At 40.4% G+C, this 19,526-nt stretch carries 17 protein-coding genes; 16 read left to right on the top strand and 1 reads right to left on the bottom strand.

All coding sequences use genetic code 11. The features are described 5' to 3' along the window. From R2Q84_RS21050 to R2Q84_RS20975, 16 genes are all read left to right on the top strand, one after another. Nucleotides 1-711: a hypothetical protein gene (locus R2Q84_RS21050; RefSeq protein WP_316818574.1), complete on the top strand. Its 711-nt coding sequence runs from the start codon at nucleotides 1-3 to the stop codon at nucleotides 709-711. 5 nt (nucleotides 712-716) lie between these two features. Next, nucleotides 717-1,664 (top strand): gliding motility-associated C-terminal domain-containing protein, encoded by a 948-nt coding sequence (locus R2Q84_RS21045; protein ID WP_316818573.1) that lies wholly within the window; start codon nucleotides 717-719, stop codon nucleotides 1,662-1,664. A gap of 1 nt (nucleotide 1,665) precedes the next feature. Then, the gene (locus tag R2Q84_RS21040; RefSeq protein ID WP_316818572.1) at nucleotides 1,666-2,652 is read left to right on the top strand and encodes a type IX secretion system membrane protein PorP/SprF; all 987 of its coding nucleotides are present in this window, start codon (nucleotides 1,666-1,668) and stop codon (nucleotides 2,650-2,652) included. 152 nt (nucleotides 2,653-2,804) lie between these two features. Beyond that, nucleotides 2,805-3,947 carry an NAD(P)/FAD-dependent oxidoreductase gene (locus R2Q84_RS21035; protein ID WP_316818571.1) on the top strand — a complete coding sequence of 381 codons (1,143 nt, stop codon included), beginning with the start codon at nucleotides 2,805-2,807 and terminating at the stop codon, nucleotides 3,945-3,947. Further along, on the top strand, nucleotides 3,938-4,663 hold the full coding sequence (locus R2Q84_RS21030) for a methyltransferase domain-containing protein (RefSeq protein ID WP_316818570.1): 726 nt from the start codon (nucleotides 3,938-3,940) through the stop codon (nucleotides 4,661-4,663). The genes R2Q84_RS21035 and R2Q84_RS21030 overlap by 10 nt, the downstream gene beginning before the upstream one ends. Next, complete coding sequence (locus R2Q84_RS21025; protein WP_316818569.1) at nucleotides 4,660-5,712, top strand: type III polyketide synthase; 1,053 nt, start codon at nucleotides 4,660-4,662, stop codon at nucleotides 5,710-5,712. The genes R2Q84_RS21030 and R2Q84_RS21025 overlap by 4 nt, the downstream gene beginning before the upstream one ends. Nucleotides 5,713-5,812: 100 nt before the next feature. Continuing rightward, the gene (locus R2Q84_RS21020) at nucleotides 5,813-6,391 is read left to right on the top strand and encodes an RNA polymerase sigma-70 factor (protein WP_316818568.1); all 579 of its coding nucleotides are present in this window, start codon (nucleotides 5,813-5,815) and stop codon (nucleotides 6,389-6,391) included. Nucleotides 6,392-6,456: 65 nt separating this feature from the next. Then, nucleotides 6,457-7,665, top strand: a complete 1,209-nt coding sequence (locus R2Q84_RS21015; protein ID WP_316818567.1) for a FecR family protein — start codon at nucleotides 6,457-6,459, stop codon at nucleotides 7,663-7,665. A 272-nt stretch (nucleotides 7,666-7,937) separates the two neighbouring features. Beyond that, the gene (locus R2Q84_RS21010; protein WP_316818566.1) at nucleotides 7,938-11,099 is read left to right on the top strand and encodes a SusC/RagA family TonB-linked outer membrane protein; all 3,162 of its coding nucleotides are present in this window, start codon (nucleotides 7,938-7,940) and stop codon (nucleotides 11,097-11,099) included. Between the two features lie 22 nt (nucleotides 11,100-11,121). Further along, nucleotides 11,122-12,744: a RagB/SusD family nutrient uptake outer membrane protein gene (locus R2Q84_RS21005; protein ID WP_316818565.1), complete on the top strand. Its 1,623-nt coding sequence runs from the start codon at nucleotides 11,122-11,124 to the stop codon at nucleotides 12,742-12,744. Between the two features lie 100 nt (nucleotides 12,745-12,844). Further along, on the top strand, nucleotides 12,845-14,296 hold the full coding sequence (locus R2Q84_RS21000) for a glycoside hydrolase family 18 protein (RefSeq protein ID WP_316818564.1): 1,452 nt from the start codon (nucleotides 12,845-12,847) through the stop codon (nucleotides 14,294-14,296). 35 nt (nucleotides 14,297-14,331) lie between these two features. Beyond that, a complete protein-coding gene (locus tag R2Q84_RS20995) occupies nucleotides 14,332-16,164 on the top strand; it encodes an alpha-L-fucosidase (protein ID WP_316818563.1) in 1,833 nt (610 codons plus the stop codon). A gap of 54 nt (nucleotides 16,165-16,218) precedes the next feature. Further along, nucleotides 16,219-16,665 carry a 3-hydroxyacyl-ACP dehydratase FabZ family protein gene (locus R2Q84_RS20990; RefSeq protein ID WP_316818562.1) on the top strand — a complete coding sequence of 149 codons (447 nt, stop codon included), beginning with the start codon at nucleotides 16,219-16,221 and terminating at the stop codon, nucleotides 16,663-16,665. Then, nucleotides 16,658-17,926, top strand: a complete 1,269-nt coding sequence (locus R2Q84_RS20985; RefSeq protein ID WP_316818561.1) for a beta-ketoacyl-[acyl-carrier-protein] synthase family protein — start codon at nucleotides 16,658-16,660, stop codon at nucleotides 17,924-17,926. The genes R2Q84_RS20990 and R2Q84_RS20985 overlap by 8 nt, the downstream gene beginning before the upstream one ends. A 1-nt stretch (nucleotide 17,927) precedes the next feature. Continuing rightward, complete coding sequence (locus tag R2Q84_RS20980; RefSeq protein WP_316818560.1) at nucleotides 17,928-18,182, top strand: acyl carrier protein; 255 nt, start codon at nucleotides 17,928-17,930, stop codon at nucleotides 18,180-18,182. After that, nucleotides 18,179-18,649, top strand: coding sequence for a 4'-phosphopantetheinyl transferase superfamily protein (locus tag R2Q84_RS20975; protein WP_316818559.1), 471 nt, complete (start codon nucleotides 18,179-18,181; stop codon nucleotides 18,647-18,649). The genes R2Q84_RS20980 and R2Q84_RS20975 overlap by 4 nt, the downstream gene beginning before the upstream one ends. On the opposite strand, the gene R2Q84_RS20970 is transcribed toward R2Q84_RS20975, so the two are convergent. Next, nucleotides 18,636-19,523 carry an exopolyphosphatase gene (locus tag R2Q84_RS20970; protein ID WP_316818558.1) on the bottom strand — a complete coding sequence of 296 codons (888 nt, stop codon included), beginning with the start codon at nucleotides 19,521-19,523 and terminating at the stop codon, nucleotides 18,636-18,638. The two genes, R2Q84_RS20975 and R2Q84_RS20970, sit on opposite strands and share 14 nt — an antisense overlap. Nucleotides 19,524-19,526: the final 3 nt, after the last annotated feature.

The raw sequence follows: 19,526 nt of genomic DNA, 5'->3' as shown, positions 1-19,526 counted from the left end.
ATGAAACAAAAACTTACAATCTCCAAATTATTGATTATGACTATACTTCTACTGTCATCATCATTATTAAAAGCGCAACTCATTACATCTTCCGCAGATTTCACTCCAGCACCAGGAGCAATTTATTGTAATGGAACCCACGTAAAAATCAGTGCTACGGCTGACCCGACAGCAGTTAGCTACAAATGGTACAGATATCCTGGTACCGATAAAACTACAACACCGGTCGAACTTTCAGCTACAACACTTGCCTTGGATGACGATATTACCACTCCAGGATATTTCACATACGTTGCGGTCGGAATAAGTGCTTCTTTATGCGAATCCACTGTATCAGATCCAATAACTGTATATGTTCTTCCAGGAATAACAGCATCAATAACAGCACCATCTCTTGCTGAGTATTGCGAAAATGCATTACCTACAGGCCCTGCAGCAATTACACTAAACGCCGTTGCTGGTAAGGTCGGCACAGTGAGCGAAACATTCGCTTACAACTACGAATGGTTAAAAGATGGAACGCCAATTTCTGGGGCACCAAATTCTGCTTCATATACTTTGGATGACACGAACGATATTGCTCCTGGAACTCACAACTATACTGTAAAAATAACTTATAAAGTTAAAGCTTGTACTGCTACAACATCTGCTGCCCAAGCAATTAAAGTAAATCCAAAAGCGAACAAACCAGTTATTTCAATCACACCATAATACTCGTGTTTAACAGAAAACAAGGTTTCGTAACTAGTCTGCTGTTGCTTAGTGCAACGGCAGGCTTTGCGCAATCTGATGGTTCGCAGACAGTGAACATCCCACAAGGAGGTTCAGTGAAACTGCGGGCCAGTTCTGTTAATGCTGCTACCTATCAATGGATAAAGGACGGAACTGCGGTAACGGGCGCAACATCCATAGATTACACAGCTTTACTAGCGGGATCATACACGGTAATTTCTTTTAATGCGGAAGGTTGTGCATCAGATATATCAGATCCGGTTGTAGTTAACATTAGCCCGCTTACTACCCTCACCGCTGATCTGATGATCAATAAAAATGCGGAATCCAGATCTGTTACCCTCAATGAAACCTTTGAATACCTGATCAGGGTAAAAAATAAGGGCACAGGTACAGCGACAATGATTAAAGTACAGGATGTTTTACCTGCTGAACTCAGTTTTGAACAACTCATTACTCCTGTTTTCGGTTTTGCCAATTACAACCACGGTAGCAAAACTGTCCTATGGGAAATCAGTAAGCTAGATAATGGAGAAACCGCTGATTTAAAAATTAGGGTAAAAGCCATGAATGCCGGAATCATTAAAAATACGGCAACCGTAACCGCATTGGAAACCGATCCTGATCAAAGAAACAACAGTGCTACAGACAACAAATCAATAGCCGGAATTATCATTCCTAATGTTTTTACACCTAATGGTGACGGGCTTAATGATACTTTTGAAATACCCGGTTTAGAACTCTATGAAGCCAATGAACTAACCATCCTGAACAGATGGGGAGGTACCGTTTATGATAAAAAAGGCTACAAGAATGACTGGGGAGGATCTAATCTTAATGATGGAACGTATTACTACCTGTTAAAAGTAAAATCTGCAGCCAATAAATGGGAAGTTTATAAAGGTTATGTAACCATACTCCGAAGCAAATAATATGAAGAAAATTATACGCTTATTATTTATAGTAGCAGGCCTGATATCCAGTGCAAAAGCACAACAGGACAGTCAGTTTACACAATACCTATTTAACGGATTACACATTAACCCGGCTTATGCAGGCTATAAAGATGACATCTATGTGCAGTCCTTTTACCGCTCGCAATGGGCCGGAATTAAAGGCTCGCCAAAGAGTTTTTCCATTGCTGCCGACGGCGCTTTTAATGATGGTAATGTAGGACTGGGATTGATTGTAAACAACGACCAGCTAGGTGCCCAGACTTATCTTACCGCTTATGCAAACTACGCTTATCGCATCAGGATGGGTAATGATGAAGCTTCGCAATTAGCATTTGGTATCGCAGCAGGTATGATGCAACTGGGCCTGGATGGCAATAAACTGGAAGGCTATAAACCTGGTGATGGGCTCATTCCCCTCGGCTCGCAAACCAACATAGTACCCGACGCGCGATTTGGTGTTTACTATGCCAACAAAGACTTTTTCGCAGGCTTCTCTGCTACCAATTTACTGGCGCGCTACATGCTCAAAGACAATACAGAAAATAGAATGGTACCAGTACCGCAACCACATTTCTATTTTACCACCGGTGTCCTGCTTCCAATAAATGAAGACATGAAGTTTAAACCTGTTGTGCTGTTTAAAGACGATACTAAAGGTCCTTCTTCCTTAGATGTCAACGCTTTTCTGTTGCTAAAGGAAACACTTTGGATAGGAGGTTTTTACCGTGCCACTGTTGATCTCTATAAAAAGGATTATCAGCAAACAGGCCTTTCCAAACAAAATGCAATAGGTGCTATCGTCGAAGTTTTTGCCTCACAAAATTTCAGGATCGGGTATTCTTATGATTACTCCCTCAATAAATTAAGAGACTATAACTCCGGCAGTCACGAAATATCTGCAGGCTTTTACATCAACCGCGGAAACTCTTCCCGAGACAGAAAGTTAAGGTGTTATAAATTCTAAGCATATAAAATCACAAAAACCATAGCTTTTACGACAATTTTATTAGTCAATAAATTGTTTTAAACAGCCTCTAACAATGCTGGTGTTTTTAATGTTATATTGTTAATGTGGTTACCGGGTATGAATCATATCGTAACGACCAATTAAACAATATGACAACAAAGACCAATCAAAGTAACAACATAATAATTGTAGGTGGTGGCCTGGCAGGACTAACTTGTGCCCTCCATTTACTGAAAGAAGGTTTTGAAGTCACTTTGATTGAAAAGAACGAATACCCCCATCATAAAGTTTGTGGCGAATACATTTCAAATGAAGTACTCCCCTATTTACAATGGCTTGACGCCGATCCTCAGCAACTTTTACCTGTCACAATTAACCGCCTTTCTGTTTCAGCACTAAATGGCAAAGTTATAGGCTGCGACCTTCCCCTTGGCGGATTTGGCCTAAGTAGATTTGCACTCGATAGCTTCTTATACGAAAAAACCATACGAAGAGGATGCAACGTAATTAAAGACCGCGTAACTGATATTATTTTTAAAAACAACGATTTTGAACTGACCACCAGCAAAACAGGAACATTAAAAGCAGACCTTGTTATTGGCGCTTTTGGAAAAAGATCGGCCTTAGATCAGAAACTGTCCCGCGGATTTATGCATAAAAAATCACCGTGGCTGGCAGTAAAAGCCCATTATAGCGGCATTATTCCAAGCGATCTGGTCCAGCTCCATAATTTTGCAGGGGGCTATTGTGGGGTTTCTACTATAGAAAACAAACAAATCAACATCTGTTACCTGGCAGATTATGAAAGCTTTAAAGCTTACCGAAACCTCGAAGATTTCCAGAAAAAAGTGTTGTATAAAAACCCGCAGCTGCAGAAGATTTTTGAGGAGAGCACCATGCTTTTTGATCAGCCTTTAACCATTAGCCAGATTTCTTTCGCAAAAAAAGAACTCGTATACAATCATGTGCTAATGATTGGTGATACCGCAGGGTTAATACATCCGCTTTGTGGAAACGGAATGGCAATGGCTATCCACAGTGCCAAAATTTGTGCGGAGTTAAGCATACAATACCTGAATAGCAGCCTAATATCCAGAACTGCACTTGAAAACCAGTACACTAATATCTGGAATGCCAATTTCAAAAACCGCTTAATGATAGGCAGGTTCCTCTCCGGAATCATTAAAGAGGATAAACTGTTTAAGCCAATGCAACACTTGTTGGCACATTTCCCTTCTTCCTTATCGTTAATTGTTAAAATGACCCACGGAAAACCCATTATATGCGAATAGATACCAGCAAACGAAGCGAGGCCCCTGAAATAATGGACGACTTCGATTTAGAAGGCGAAACATTGAGGGATGCACTGGATAAAATAGCCAGTATAAACAAGCTATTGGGCGGCAATAAAGTTACCCGACAGGGGCTCTCCCATCTGCTAAACATCCGTACCGAAAATGTAAAAAACAATAGTGAAATTACCATTCTGGATGTAGGCTGTGGTAATGGGGATATGCTAAGAACCCTCGCCGATTACGCCTTAAAAAAGCAATTAAACTTTAAACTTACAGGCATAGATGCAAATGAATTTACCATCAAACATGCCCGTCAATTATCTCTTCAATACCCCAACATTAACTATGTCTGCGCAGATATTTTTGAGGAAATTAAACAAGAAAGACTTTACGATGTTATCTTATGTACATTGACCTTACATCATTTTAAAGATGAAGAAATTATAACGCTTATGAAAGGTTTCAAAACGCAATCGGCATTAGGTATTGTGGTAAATGATCTGCACAGAAGTAGTATCGCTTACCATCTCTTTACCGCACTATGCTTCGCATTTCGCCTCAGTCAAATGTCAAAAGATGATGGTCTCATATCTATTTTAAGAGGCTTTAAAAAACAGGATCTACATAATTTTTCAAGGCAGTTAGACTTTAATACCTATATCCTGAAATGGAAATGGGCATTCCGTTACCAATGGATAATCCCTACATTATGAACGTAAAAATAACCACAGTTACCAAGCTTACACCACAATATTCAAGAACAACGACAGAGATTATCCCTTTTCTGGATACCTGGCTACAGGGACAGGAACCACGTTTCATTAAAAAGGTAAAAAAGATATTTGAACAGGCGGCTGTTGATAAAAGATACTCCATCATGTCGCCCGAAGAAGTGTTTAACCAAACCTCCTTTGAAGATAAAAATAACATCTATATCCGCGAAGGAATTAAACTGGCCACGGAATGTTTACAACTGGCCTTAAAAAAAGCGGGCTGGCAGCCACAGGAACTGGATTACCTCATTACCATTAGCTGTACGGGCTTCATGATCCCTTCAATGGATGCTTATATCATCAACACTTTAAACCTGAAACAGGATATTGTCAGATTGCCTGTCACGGAAATGGGTTGTGCAGCTGGCATATCAGGCATCATCTACGCAAAGAACTTTTTAAAAGCGAATCCAGGCAAACGTGCGGCAGTAATCGCTGTAGAATCTCCTACCGCCACCTTTCAGCTTGATGATTTCTCGATGGCCAATATTGTAAGTGCGGCCATTTTTGGAGATGGTGCAGCCTGCGCTCTGCTCTCTTCTCAGGAAGATGACGAAGGGCCAGAAATAATTGCGGAGGAAATGTATCACTTTTACGACTCTACACCAATGATGGGTTTTAAACTAACCAATAGCGGACTTAAAATGGTGTTAGATGTAGATGTACCCAAAAATATTGCACAACATTTTCCCGGGATCGTACATCCTTTTTTAGCAAAACAAGGTCTCAGAATTGAGGACATTGATCACCTGATCTTTCATCCCGGAGGAAAGAAAATCATTGAAACGGTGGAACTGCAATTTGGTGAATTGGGTAAAAATATCGACGAAACTAAAAACATTTTAAGAGAGTATGGAAACATGTCGAGTGCAACCGTACTATACGTTCTGGAAAGATATATGGAACGCCCCACAGGAACCGGAGAACTGGGTCTAATGTTGAGTTTCGGTCCTGGCTTTTCTGCACAGCGAATACTGTTGAAATGGTAAAAAGATAAAGGCTCATATTATTTCAAAAACTTTTGAAGTAAAAAAATATTGATTAATATTGACAACAATACTTTGTTAATATTGAGGATTTAACTCATACATGATCATAACGGCAACTCATAATTTCGACGATCTTTATCTCAGCAACTATGCTGCGCTATGCTATTTTTCTTTAAAAATTGTAGGCGATAAAAATATTGCAGAGGATATTGTAGAAGAAGTATTTGTAAACTTGTTGAACAGTAAGAAAGAATTTACCGAAGGAGATAATTTAAAAGCATGGCTATATACTGCCACAAGAAATGCCAGCTTAAATCACCTTAGGCAGGACAAGCGCTCAAAAGAACGCCAGTTTCAGTTTACCGCTTCACAACCTGCTGAAGAATCGGCCTATATTTATGAGATGATCAGATCGGAAACTTTAAATCTCATTTTACTGGAAATCAAAAAACTTCCTGGACATTCTGGCAAAATCATTGAGCTTAGTTATTTAAAAGACATGAAAAATGATGAGATTGCCGAATTAATGGGACTGTCTGTTAAAACCGTAAAAAATTTAAAGTCTATGGGAATGGCAACATTAAAAACACATTTGTCGCCAGATGCTTACCTGCTTCTTTTACTATTATCAAGTCTGGCTGTAGATCCACATCTCCTCCAAAACATTACCCCTTATTAAAATATTTCTTTTTTTATCGGGACCTTTTGAATAGCCCGGTGTTTATACAATAAAACTAAACAAAAATGGCCTTACACGAGAAAGACGTCTCACGAATTTCTATGTTGATGATTAAGTATTATGAGCAAGCACTAACTGCTGATGAGGAGTTGGAATTGAAAAATACTTTAAGTTCAGATTTAGCCGCCAAAAAAGTATTTGATGATCTGGCAAAAACAGGATATGTTAAAACAGAACTGAATAGCATGAACCGTTTTGATGCTACAGCCACCTTAGCAAGTTTTCATAAAAAGCATTTCCCTAAAAAAGAAAAACCATTCATTTTTAGGTTATCCACCCTGATTGCTGCAGCATCCATTATTCTGGTACTTAGTATAGGTCTTTTGTATTTTAATAAGTTAGCCAGGCCGAAAGGAGATTTAGCCAGCAACGACATTGCTCCCGGAAAAAATACTGCAACCCTGGTTCTTGCCAACGGAAAACGTATTACACTGGACAATGCAAAAAATGGAGAATTGGTAACTGAGGCCGGAGTTACCATTACAAAAACAAAAGAAGGACAAATTGTTTACACTATTGACGACAACACAAATACTGATAACGCAACTCAGGATGATCAGCGCTCTCAACGCTCTCAACAATATAACACCTTAATCACCGCAAACGGAGAAACTTTTGAAGTGCGCCTGCCAGATGGTTCAAAGGTTTGGTTAAATGCTGGAACATCCTTAAAATATCCGGTAAGTTTTAACGCACAGGCACAACGAAAGGTTGAATTAAGTGGAGAAGCTTACTTCGAAGTATTTAAAGATAAGCAACATCCGTTTATCGTACAGAGTGAAGGTCAGCAGGTAGAAGTACTGGGCACACGCTTTAACGTTAACACCTATAAGAACGAACCAGCCATTAAAACAACTTTATTGGAAGGATCGGTGAAGGTAAATGAGCAAACCATACTTAAGCCAAACCAGCAATCGGTTCTTACTGCAGGACAGATTAAAGTGATCCCTGTACTCGCTGAATCGTACATTGACTGGCAGGAAGGCGTGTTTAATTTCGAATATGAAACGCTCCCATCGGTGATGAGGAAAATAGCACGCTGGTACAACGTAGAGATCATTTATGTGGATACTGAACGTGATAATCAGACTTTCTCAGGCTATGTTTCCAGATCTTCAAACGTCTCGAAAGTGCTACAAACCCTTACAGAAATTAGTAACCTTGAATTTAAATTAAAAGGAAAAACTATTGTGGTATCCAAAACACCAAAGTAGGAAGATCCCCTACCCCTTTTAGCCAATATAAACCAACCAAATCGTCATGAGAGAAACAGACAATACAGAACCATAAGTAAGAAAAACCTTATTACACAACTGATTACTGTGTAGTTAAACCGGAAGTGCGGCAAACACTTCCGGCTATGTTCAGGTTACCGTGATCAACAATTCTTGGAAATTATTAAAGTTCAACCCAAACAATCAAATGTATGAAAATTTGTATTAAAAATCTGTATGGCCATTTTCGCCATACAAAAATTCTGCTGGTTATGAAAATCACCACTTTCATACTGTTTGCAATGATCGCCCAGGTCAGCGCAAATGGTTTCGCCCAAAAAATTACCCTATCACAGCGGGATATTACACTTAAAGAAATCTTCCGTCACATCAGAAAACAAACAGGATACAACATTTCCTATTCCAACCAGGTGATTAACGACGCTAAAAAAATAGATGTTAAGTTTAATGAAGTACCACTGGAAAGTGTCTTACAAAAAATACTGAACGACAACTCTTTAGTCTTCAAAATAAATGAGAAAGACATTACCATAAAACGAATAACACTACGTACCCCTACACAACAGGAGGAAACCTTTGTACTGAAGGGTAGTGTTTTTGATACCTCAGAACCACCTAGTCCATTGAGCTCGGTTACCGTAACCATTAAGCGTACCAATCAGAAAACTATAACTGATGTGGATGGAACTTTTCAGGTCCGTGTTTTGAAAACGGATACCCTTATATTTTCAATTACGGGATATACCACCAGGATCCTTGCTGTTCCTTCCGGACGCACAACTTTAAACATTTCGATGCAAGAAGATGTTGCCGCATTGGACCAGGTGGTAGTTACAGGTATTGGTAGTCAGCAAGTTAAAAACATCGCCAGCTCGGTAGCCGTGGTGAATATGGGTAATGTAACCAATAAACCTATTACACAGCTGTCGCAAGCCCTTCAGGGTGGTGCAACGGGTATCCAAGTTACACAATCTTCAGGTTTACCTGGTGGCGATGCAGCAGCCATAAAGATAAGAGGTATTGCTTCAAATCTGGGCTCCTCTCCTTTGGTATTGGTAGATGGTGTTCCTTATGACATCGACAAACTCGATCCCAATACCATTGAAAGTGTTTCTATCTTAAAAGATGCGGCGGCCGCTGCAATTTACGGAGCACGAGCTGGAAATGGCGTAATTGTCATCACCACAAAAAGAGGTAAAGCTGATGTAATTGAATTGGGCTATAACTCCTTTTTCGGCGTTCAGCAACCTACTGTCGGGCATCCTGAATTTGTGGATGCATCCAAATTTATGGAGATGGTCAACTTAGCGCAAACCAATATTGGATCTACCCCATCATACAGTCAGGAAGTAATCGAATCTACCCGCCAGGGATTGGATCCGGTACATTTCCCAAACACAAACTGGTACAACTCCGTGATAAAAAAATGGACTCCGATGCAACAACACTCTTTAAGTGTGTCCGGAGGAAATAGTGCCGCTCGTTTTGCATTGACAAGTACTTACTTAAAGCAAGACAATATGGTTTCTGTAGGTGGTTTTGACCGTGCAATCATTAGAGGAAATACGAGTGTGAACCTATCAAAAAACGTGGTTACCTTTTTAGATTTCTCTGTTTCCAGGGAAAACAAGATGGAACCACATGTATGGGGTTATGGAACCGGACAGCTTTTATCATGGATTTACACCGCTCCTCCTAATATTCCCGTAAAATATCCGAATAAAGAAACACGCCCCAATTATACCTATTACGGAAATTATGGGGAAAGCTGGAACCCTGTCGCAAACATTGAAAAGGGGGGAGAAAGAAATACCATTAAGGATGATATTTTGCTTAACCTAAGACCAAAATGGACCGTTTTACCAGGACTAAGTGTAAAAGGACAATTCAGCTACAGGGTGAGTTCAGGTGTTAGCCGGGCCACCAGAGATCAGTATTTGTTCTTTGACTATTTTACAGATCAAAAAATTGGACGTGATTTCGAAACAGTAAGAGAAGCCAATACTGCCGAACGTGCAAACTACTATTACATCGGCGGAAGTGTTGATTACAACAAAACATTTGGCAAGCACAATGTAAATGCAATTGCATTGTACTCACAGGAATACGACAACTGGAACAAATGGGATGTGAAAACTCTACTTTCTTACTTAGGTAAAGTGTATTATAGTTTTGACGACAAGTACCTGTTAGAACTAGGCTTACGCAGAGATGGTTCTTCTTTGTTTGCCGAAGGTAAACGCTGGGGCTACTTCCCTTCTGTAGCTGTAGGATGGAACATTATGAATGAGGACTTCTTCAAGAGCATTAATTTCATTAACATGTTTAAAATCAGGAGTTCTTACGGCACACTTGGTAACAACAACATTAAACCTTACGCTTATCAAACTACGATCGATCCAAGTGGAATGGAACAAGTATTTGGAAATCCGGATATTACATGGGAAAAGATGAACATCTTTAATACAGGTGCCGACATCAGTTTGCTTAACAGTAAAGTGGATGTGACTATTGATGTGTACAACAAAATAACAACTGACCTTATACTGGTTCCTATACCAACTTTAACATCTTCAAGGGGCGAAACACCGACAAATATTGGCAGCTTACGCAATCGTGGCGCTGAAGTAAAAATTGGATATAATACGGCATTCGGGAAAGATTTCAAAATCAACACCAGCCTGGGTTATTCTTACAATAGAACAAAAATTATAAAACAGGCAACCAATATTCCAATTATTGGTAACGGAACCAGGCGCATAGAAGGTGGGCCTTTCAACGAATGGTGGGGATATAAATCTGGTGGCTTATTAACAGAAGCCGATATAGCGAACAATGTACCTATAATGAGTGGACAGGAAGTTGGTGACATCAAATACATTGATGTGAATAAGGACGGTAAAATCACATCGGATGACTGGACAAGCCTGGGAAATCCAGATGCATTGGCCAATTATTTTGCGAATGTTGCCATTAACTATAAAAGATTTGACTTTGAGATGCAGGTAAATGGCATGGGCAAAAATGTGAAGTTCTACTGGGACAGATTGGCTTATCCTTTGGATATCGGAGGCAATGGCGGTACACCATTGGTTGAACAAACAGATTACTGGACACCAGAAAATCTGGATGCAAAATATCCTAGACTTCGCCCTACGGCAGGTACCAATGGCGAATTTTCTGACTTCTGGTCGGTAAACGGAGCCTTTACCAGAATCCGTTACATGCAATTGGGGTACACCCTACCCAGCACCATTACTAAAAGATGGTCTAAAAGTTTACGCGTATATGTAAATGCACAAAATCCATTTGTTTTTTCTGACATGAAAATAGTTGACCCTGAAAGTGCCGGCGGAGCGTCGAGTTACTCCATCATGAAAACGTTCACTTTTGGACTTAATGTAAACTTATAATCAGACTATAAAATAAGAAATCATGAAAAAATTAAGATATATCACACTGATAACCTTGTGCTTGACCAGTTTATGCAGCTGTAAAAAGTTCCTGGAAAGAGACAGCCCTACGGCAACTACAGATGATAAATTCTGGAAACTGGAAAGCGATTTAAGAGGAAACCTTGACGCCGTATACGGTGGAATGCCTTCAGGTACGCTAAACTACTCCTGGCATAGCAATAGCTTTATGCATTTGGAAGGCACATCCGACAACCTCGTATTTAAAACAGATTTTCTTAGTGATGCCACCAATATACCATTAGGTTTAACAACAAGTTCAACCGGCATCTATGAACAATACTATCAAAAATCATATAATTACATACGTATAGCTTCCAGATTTTTAGAGCACTATAGCACAGCCTATGTGGAAGACCTAAAGATAAAGGAACGTTATGCGGCGGAAGCAAAGGCATTGAGAGCATGGTATCATTTACGACTGTGGCTACTTTATGGCCCTGTGCCAATTGTGGATCATTCACTGACTGCAAATGAAGCTACAAAGGCCAGAGCTACGCAGGCAGAAATCGTTAAATTTATTGGAGATGAATTACTTGCGGCTATACCGAACTTACCAGATAGTTATACCGAAAATGATAACTATAGATTGAGCAGAGGATTTTGTTATACTGCATTGTCCATACTATATTTAAATGCTAAAGACTATGTTAAAGCTGCTGAATATGCTAAAATAGTCATCACAGATAAGGATAAATTTGGCTACGACCTGCATAAGGCTACTGATCCTAAAGTAAATAGCTATGCTGATTTATTTACTTACAATGGTGTTACTTCAAAGGAGCGTATACTCTACAAGAAAAACGCCAACAATGAAGCATTTTTCCGTCAGGCACCAAGAAGCTTAGGTGGAAAAGCCGTAGGTTCTCCAACGGCATCTCTTGTAAATAGTTATGAAACCCGACAAGGTAAAACTATACAGGAACTGGGAGCGGACAGTCTGACCATTTACACGAAACAACCTACCTATCACAACAACAGGGACCCTAGGCTTTCTACAAGCATCCTGGTTCCCGATGAGACGTTTATAAACAGGACTTTTCAGCCTTTTATTCAATCCACCAGTAATGTGGATCGTGTGGGACAAACCCAGTCTACACAAACCGGCTATTTAACGAAAAAATATGTAGACCCAAGTGATGTAAGCAGACCTTATAGTGGTTCATTAGGTTTTTTCATCATCAGATATGCCGAGGTAATTTTGACTTATGTAGAGGCATTAATAGAAAAAGGTGATTACAATAATCCGGATGTAATTACTTACATCAATATGATTCGTAACCGTGCCGGAATGCCAAATGTGACTGCAACACAATACAACACCCAGGAAAAACTCAGAGAATTATTAAGACGTGAAAGACGTGTTGAATTTGCTTTGGAGGGTACAAGGTTATACGACATCCGTCGCTGGAAAATTGCAGAGCAAGTCATGAATGGCGCCGTCTATGGAGCTTACAACCCGGAAACACAATCCTTATACCTGAGCGAAACCAGGATATTTAAAGCAAACCGCGACTATGTATGGCCGATTCCTTTGAAGGAACTCAATTCAAATCCAAATATGGTACAAAGCGATAACTGGTAATAACCACGCTAGATTATACGTCTCCTCATACTATAACCAAGGCGTGATGCATAACCATCACGCCTTGGTTAATCATGGCCCATACTTAAAACACAACATTATGAAAAGTAATCAATCAATTCTTATAGTAATTATTGCCTGCATACTTGTTTTTAATGCCTGCAAAAAGAACAATACCAAAGCAGCTCCTAAAGCGCCCGAAAAAGAAGAAGAGGTTACCGGACCAGTAGGTGACCCTGTTACACTAAGTCCATTTGAGATCGGGGCGTACCTCCCTTACTGGGGAATAGCCAATTACCAGAAATACGGTTATAAAGACCTGACTACCTTATACATTATCGCTACCATATCGAAAGCCTCGGTAATGAGTAACAAAGGCCTGATCTTTGCTGACGATGATGCTGCAGCTACAGCTTACAACCAGCCTGATTTAACAGCAATGTTAAAATTCATCAGACAGGAAAGTCCCGGCATTAAAGTGATTTTATCGCTTTCGGATATGCATACTACCTCTGCAAACAGAGCGGAATCGTTAACCTTGTTTAATGCTGCAAACAGAGGCAAAACCATACAATACATCATGAAAAACTATGTAGATAAATTTGGTTTCGACGGCGTAGATATTGACATAGAAGACGAATCATTATCTGGCCTCGGTGCTCAATACTCCCCTTTCATTAAAGATCTGGCAGCGAGTTTACACAACGCCCCGGCAAGAGGAAAAAGAAAGCTCTGTATGGTAGCTTTAAATGTATACGATTTCACAAAAAATGTTACTCAGGATGTGTACAACAACGTGGATTTAATCGGAGTGATGGATTATGGACAGGAAAAAATGGATGCCTTAAAACCGGGTACACCAAGGGATTTAATGAGGGAAGGAAACGACTGGTCCGCAAAAATTGAAAAAAGTAAACTGGCATTTGGTCTGGGATTTTGGTCTACACATTTTTCAACTGACGGACAACATGCTGGCGATGGATGGGACTATGCAAAGGTATTGAGTACCGCCCAGGCCGACACTACCTTTGTACCCTACCTCACTACTTATTATAACAATATTCAAAAACCAGGTTATACATTGCGCTACAACGGCTTATATGAAACCCGAAGAAAAGCTGAATATCTGAAGAAGAATGGTTTTAAAGGAGTGTTCGGCTGGGACATCACCAAAGATGTAACCGATCCGGACTATACGCGCTACGCCTTATTGAGCCTATTGAAAGACTGGAACGAAAACCCAGCCAAATACCCGCCAATAGTTGGGGTTACTTTACAGGATTACTACAGCTCAACACAAAATATTGACGGAAAGTTTCATGATTTAAGCGCATCATCCGACAATTGGGTAGGTGTTTATGAATTAAAAACAGGATTATCAACAGGCTATTCGCAATACCTGCCAACTGCAACCTCTGGAAATTTTACGATTCCTTCAACTCTCGTACAAAGCTTAACAGCTAATAAACTTTATATTCTGCGTTTTTACAATGGTGCAAATGGAATCGGAACAACACTTTTGGGGACCAGCCACCCTTTTTACAAACAGTAACAATATTTTAAGATAATCTATTATCTTTAAACACAATGAACCACAAGCTATTCACTATGCTCATAAATAAATCTTTCCTGGCCTCAGCCTTGCTTCTCGGCGCATTAGCGGGGAACGCACAAAACACCCTACCTCCAAAACCCTACGGTGCAATTCCTAGTCCGCAGCAGATAAAATGGCAAAAAATGGAGTACTATATGTTTATCCATTTTGGACCCAATACCTTTACAGATAAAGAATGGGGCGACGGAAAAGAAGATCCTAAGTTTTTTAACCCTACAAACCTGGATGCCATGCAGTGGGCAAAAACAGCTAAAGCTGCCGGAATGAAGGCAATTATCATTACCGCCAAACACCACGATGGCTTTTGTTTATGGCCCAGCAAATTTAGTACCCATACCGTTCGCGAAAGTCTGTGGAAAAATGGAAAAGGTGATGTCCTGAAAGAATTATCTGAAGCCTGCAAAGCCTACGGCCTGAAGTTTGGCGTATACCTTTCGCCATGGGACAGGAACCATCCTGATTATGGCACGCCAAAATACAATCAGATTTTTGCCAATACCTTAAATGAAGTACTAACCAATTACGGGGAAGTTTTTGAGCAATGGTTTGATGGTGCAAATGGTGAAGAAGCAGGAGGAAAACGTCAGGTATATGACTGGCCCTTATTTCATAGCGTAGTGTTTAAAAACCAGCCCAAAGCAATTATCTTTAGTGACATTGGCCCCGGTACACGTTGGATTGGAAATGAAAGTGGTATTGCCGGCGAAACCAATTGGAGCACTTTAAATACCACAGGATTCGGCATAGGACGTGATGCCCCAAATGGAAAAGTATTAAATTCAGGAAATGAAAATGGCGAACATTGGATACCTGGCGAGGCCGATGTGTCCATCAGACCGGGATGGTTCTATAGTCCGAAAACAGACAACGAGGTTAAAACCTTAACACAGCTTTCCAAAATATACCACGCAAGTGTGGGACGTAATGCCAATTTATTACTCAATATACCGATCGACCGCAGGGGATTGATCCATCAAAATGATTCTACACAATTGATGGCACTCGCCAAAATGATCCGCGATTCGTACAAAAATAACCTGGCAAAAAGCAAGAAAGTAGTAGCTTCAAATGTACGTGCCAATGCTAAAAAATTCGGCACTCAGAATTTAACTGATGGCAATTACGACACCTATTGGGCAACTAACGATAACGTAAAGAATGCTGTACTTACCTTAAACCTGGGTAAACAAACAGCCATCAACCGCCTGGTAATGCAGGAGTATATTCCACTTGGGCAAAGGGTTAAGTCCTTCACCGTTGAATACTGGAATGGGAACAAGTTTGTGGAACTGGATAAACAAACAACGATTGGTTATAAAAGAATCTTAACCTTCCCGACTATAAAAACCAATAAGATCAGGGTAACGATGGAAGCCAACGCGGCACCCATAATCTCTGAAATCCAGGTGTTCAATGCTCCGGAAATTGTAGATACCCCTGTTGGGAATAGTGACCACGCGCAACTTGAACTGAACAAAGGAAAATGGAAGGCCATACAAAATAATGTAGTGGACATGGGGGAGTTAACGGATATTAGTGGTTTTACCTATACCCCTCCCCTGAATAAAGACGCCGGGACCTATGTGTACAGATATAATTTCCTGATCAGTACCGATGGAACAAACTGGGAAAAAATTGTTAGCAATCAGACTTTTGGCAACATCAAAAACAATCCGATTAAACAAAAGGTTGCATTTGATAAAAAGCATAAGGCCAGGTATTTTAAACTGGAGACCATTTCGCAGGTTGATGGAAATACCAATGGTGCCACTATGGCTGAAATAGGAATCATCAGGAACAAATAATAGATTTTGAAGCGTTATTTGGTAAATTAGGCGAAAAATAAAACGATCATAAAAATGGACAAAGCAGCAATTTTATCCCACTTACCTTACTCGAAACCCTTTTTATTTGTAGACGAACTGGAAACAATTGACGAAAACAGCGTTACCGGATCTTATACCTTCGATGCTGATCTGGATTTCTATAAAGGTCATTTTAAAGACAACCCGGTTACGCCTGGTGTGATTTTGACAGAAACGATGGCGCAGATTGGATTGGTTTGCCTGGGTATTTATTTATCAGGCAGCGCCGAAGGTGGAATGCCAGGTCACGTCATGCTCACCTCAACCGCCATCGACTTTATGAAGCCTGTTTTTCCGGGTGAAAAAGTAACGGTAACTGCACAGAAAGTGTATTTCCGTTTTAAAAAGCTAAACTGCACGGTTCAAATGACCAATGCCTCCGGCGAAATAGTTTGTAAAGGCACCATAGCCGGTATGGTGACCAACAAAATGAATGCATAAACGTGTAGTCATAACCGGTTTGGGTGTAGTAGCACCAAATGGAGTTGGGCTAACTGCATTTACGGAAGCCATTAAAAATGGCATTTCAGGCATTAAACACGATCCAGACCTGGAACGGTTACAATTCTCTTGTCAGATCTCAGGGAAACCGGAAATATCTGATGAACTAATTGCCAGGTATATGACTGACCTGGAACGAAAAAATTTTAACAGTAGCGGAATACTATATGGTATTATAGCTGGCATGGATGCCTGGCAGGACGCCGGGCTGTCCACTGCCGCAGCTGAAGAACCCGACTGGGACAGTGGCACCATCTTCGGTACCGGAACTTCTGGAATTGAAAAATTCAGAGAAGCGATTTATAAAGTAGACGAGCTGCAGGTACGCAAACTGGGTAGCAGTGCGGTAATACAAACCATGACCAGCGGTATTAGCGCTTACCTTGCCGGAAAAATAGGCCTGGGTAATCAGGTTACCAGCAATTCGTCAGCCTGTACAACCGGCACAGAAAGCATTTTAATGGCTTATGAGCGTGTAAAAAGCGGACAGGCAACCAGAATGCTCGCCGGTAGCACAAGCGACAGCGGCCCTTATATATGGGGAGGTTTCGACGCCATGAAGGTCTGTACCTATAAACACAATACCGAGCCTGAAAAAGGATCGCGGCCAATGAGTGCAACTGCCAGCGGTTTTGTACCCGGAAGTGGTGCAGGGGCTTTAGTGGTTGAATCACTTGAAAGTGCCATTAACCGTAAAGCAAATATTTATGCTGAAATACTAGGTGGGCATATCAATTCGGGTGGGCAACGTGGCACAGGCAGCATGACAGCCCCTAATCATATGGCTGTGCAACGCTGTATTCGCGCTGCTGTAGAAAATGCAGGCATCACCCCAGATCAGATAGATGCCATCAACGGGCACCTCACCGCCACCACAAAAGATGCACTGGAAATTCAGAACTGGGCAACAGCTTTAAACAGGAATCAGACAAATTTCCCTTATATCAATAGCTTAAAGGCCATAGTAGGCCATTGCTTAAGTGCCGCAGGAAGTATAGAGTGTGTGGCATCTGTACTACAATTAAAACATGGTTTTATTTTCCCTTCAATCAACTGCGAAGACCTGCATCCTGAAATATCAGAGCTCCTAAATAAAAATAAAATTTTAAAGCAAATAATTTACCAAAACATTGATATATTAGCTAAAGCAAGCTTTGGGTTTGGTGATGTTAACGCCTGCATTATTTTTAAAAAGTACTAAAATGGATAGAGAAGCACTTGTAGCGAAATTGAAAGAGATTGTTACACCTTATACCCAAAACAAAGAAGCTTTAGCCGATATCGGTCCATCTACAGATTTCATTAAAGACCTGAAAATTAATTCTGCCAATCTGGTCGATGTGATCCTGGATGTAGAAGAAGAGTTTGATATTGAAATCGACAACCAGGAAATGACACGTATGCTGAACGTGAATGAGACCATAGCCATTATTGAAGCTAAATTACCACAACTTTGATCGGCAATGATATTGTTGACTTAAATCGTGCTGCTAAAGAAAGCAACTGGAAAAGAACGGGCTATCTGGAAAAGATTTTTACGCCGGAGGAAAAGTTTTTGATACACACCGCAAAAGATCCCGATATCTTGGTATGGTTATTCTGGTCAATGAAAGAAGCAGCATATAAGGCTGCCACAGACCAAACCAAAATAAGGTCTTTCGCTCCATTTCTACTCAGCTGCAGTAACCTGGTCTTGCATCCTGGAACCGCCACAGGCAACATCACATATGATGGAAAATTGTATCATAGTCAAAGTATCATTACACAAACCTATATCCATACCATAGCAGCAACAAGAACAAAAATGCTGAACGATATAAAGTTAAAAATTGACGACTACGACGCAGCAGATCGCTCTTATAAAGAGAGTAACCCTACTTCTATAAGTCACCACGGCTCCTTTTTAGCTCTTATTTACTTGTAAGGTTCTCTTCGATCAACAGGTTAATAATCCCATCAACCAAACCTACTTTAGGTACATAAATCTGTTTAATACCCGTCCACTTCATTAAAGTGATATAAATTTCACAGGCCGGTATAATAACATCTGCCCGATCCGGATTTAAACCGAAAACACTGATCCGCTCTTTAAGTGAGTGTGCGTTGAGTTGATTGTACAACGCTTTAAGCTTAAGAAAAGTTAATGGCATCCCCTCCTTTTCATCAGACATGCGGAACAGTTTATTAATGTTACCGCCTGTACCAATACCAGCAAGATTTTTTAAAGATTTGGTATTTTCCTTTACCCAGTTTCTCATATCTTCCCAGGTTTCATCTTTATCCTGGTTATCGAGAATACGGATTGTTCCGATATCAAATGACTTTGAAGCTACCGGCATCCTGTTTACAAAAACTGATAGCTCGGTACTACCACCGCCTACATCAATATATAAATAGCTTTTCTTGATGTCCAGGTTCTCTTCAATATGGTTGGCATATATGATGTTTGCTTCGCGTTGTCCTGCTATAATCTCCAGATCGATGTCGGCTTGTGATTTAACAAGTTGGATAATTTCCGCACCATTATCGGCTTCGCGCATGGCCGAGGTCGCACAGGCAATATATTTTTCTACATGGTAAACGTCCATCAGGTTTTTAAAAGCCGTCATGGTTTTTAACAGGTCCTCCGTTTTACGTTCAGAAATATGACCATCTAAAAAGGCATCATCACCTAAACGCAAGGGCACCCGTACCAATGTATTCTTTTTATAACTATAACCATTTTCATTTTTAGAGATGTCAGCAATTAATAACCTAACCGCATTGGAGCCGATATCTATGGCAGCGTATCTTAACATTGG

This window comes from Pedobacter nyackensis (assembly GCF_032678475.1).
GTDB lineage: Bacteria > Bacteroidota > Bacteroidia > Sphingobacteriales > Sphingobacteriaceae > Pedobacter > Pedobacter nyackensis_A.
Note: the sequence above shows the minus strand (reverse complement) of the source record. Positions and strands in the feature narration are given on the sequence as shown.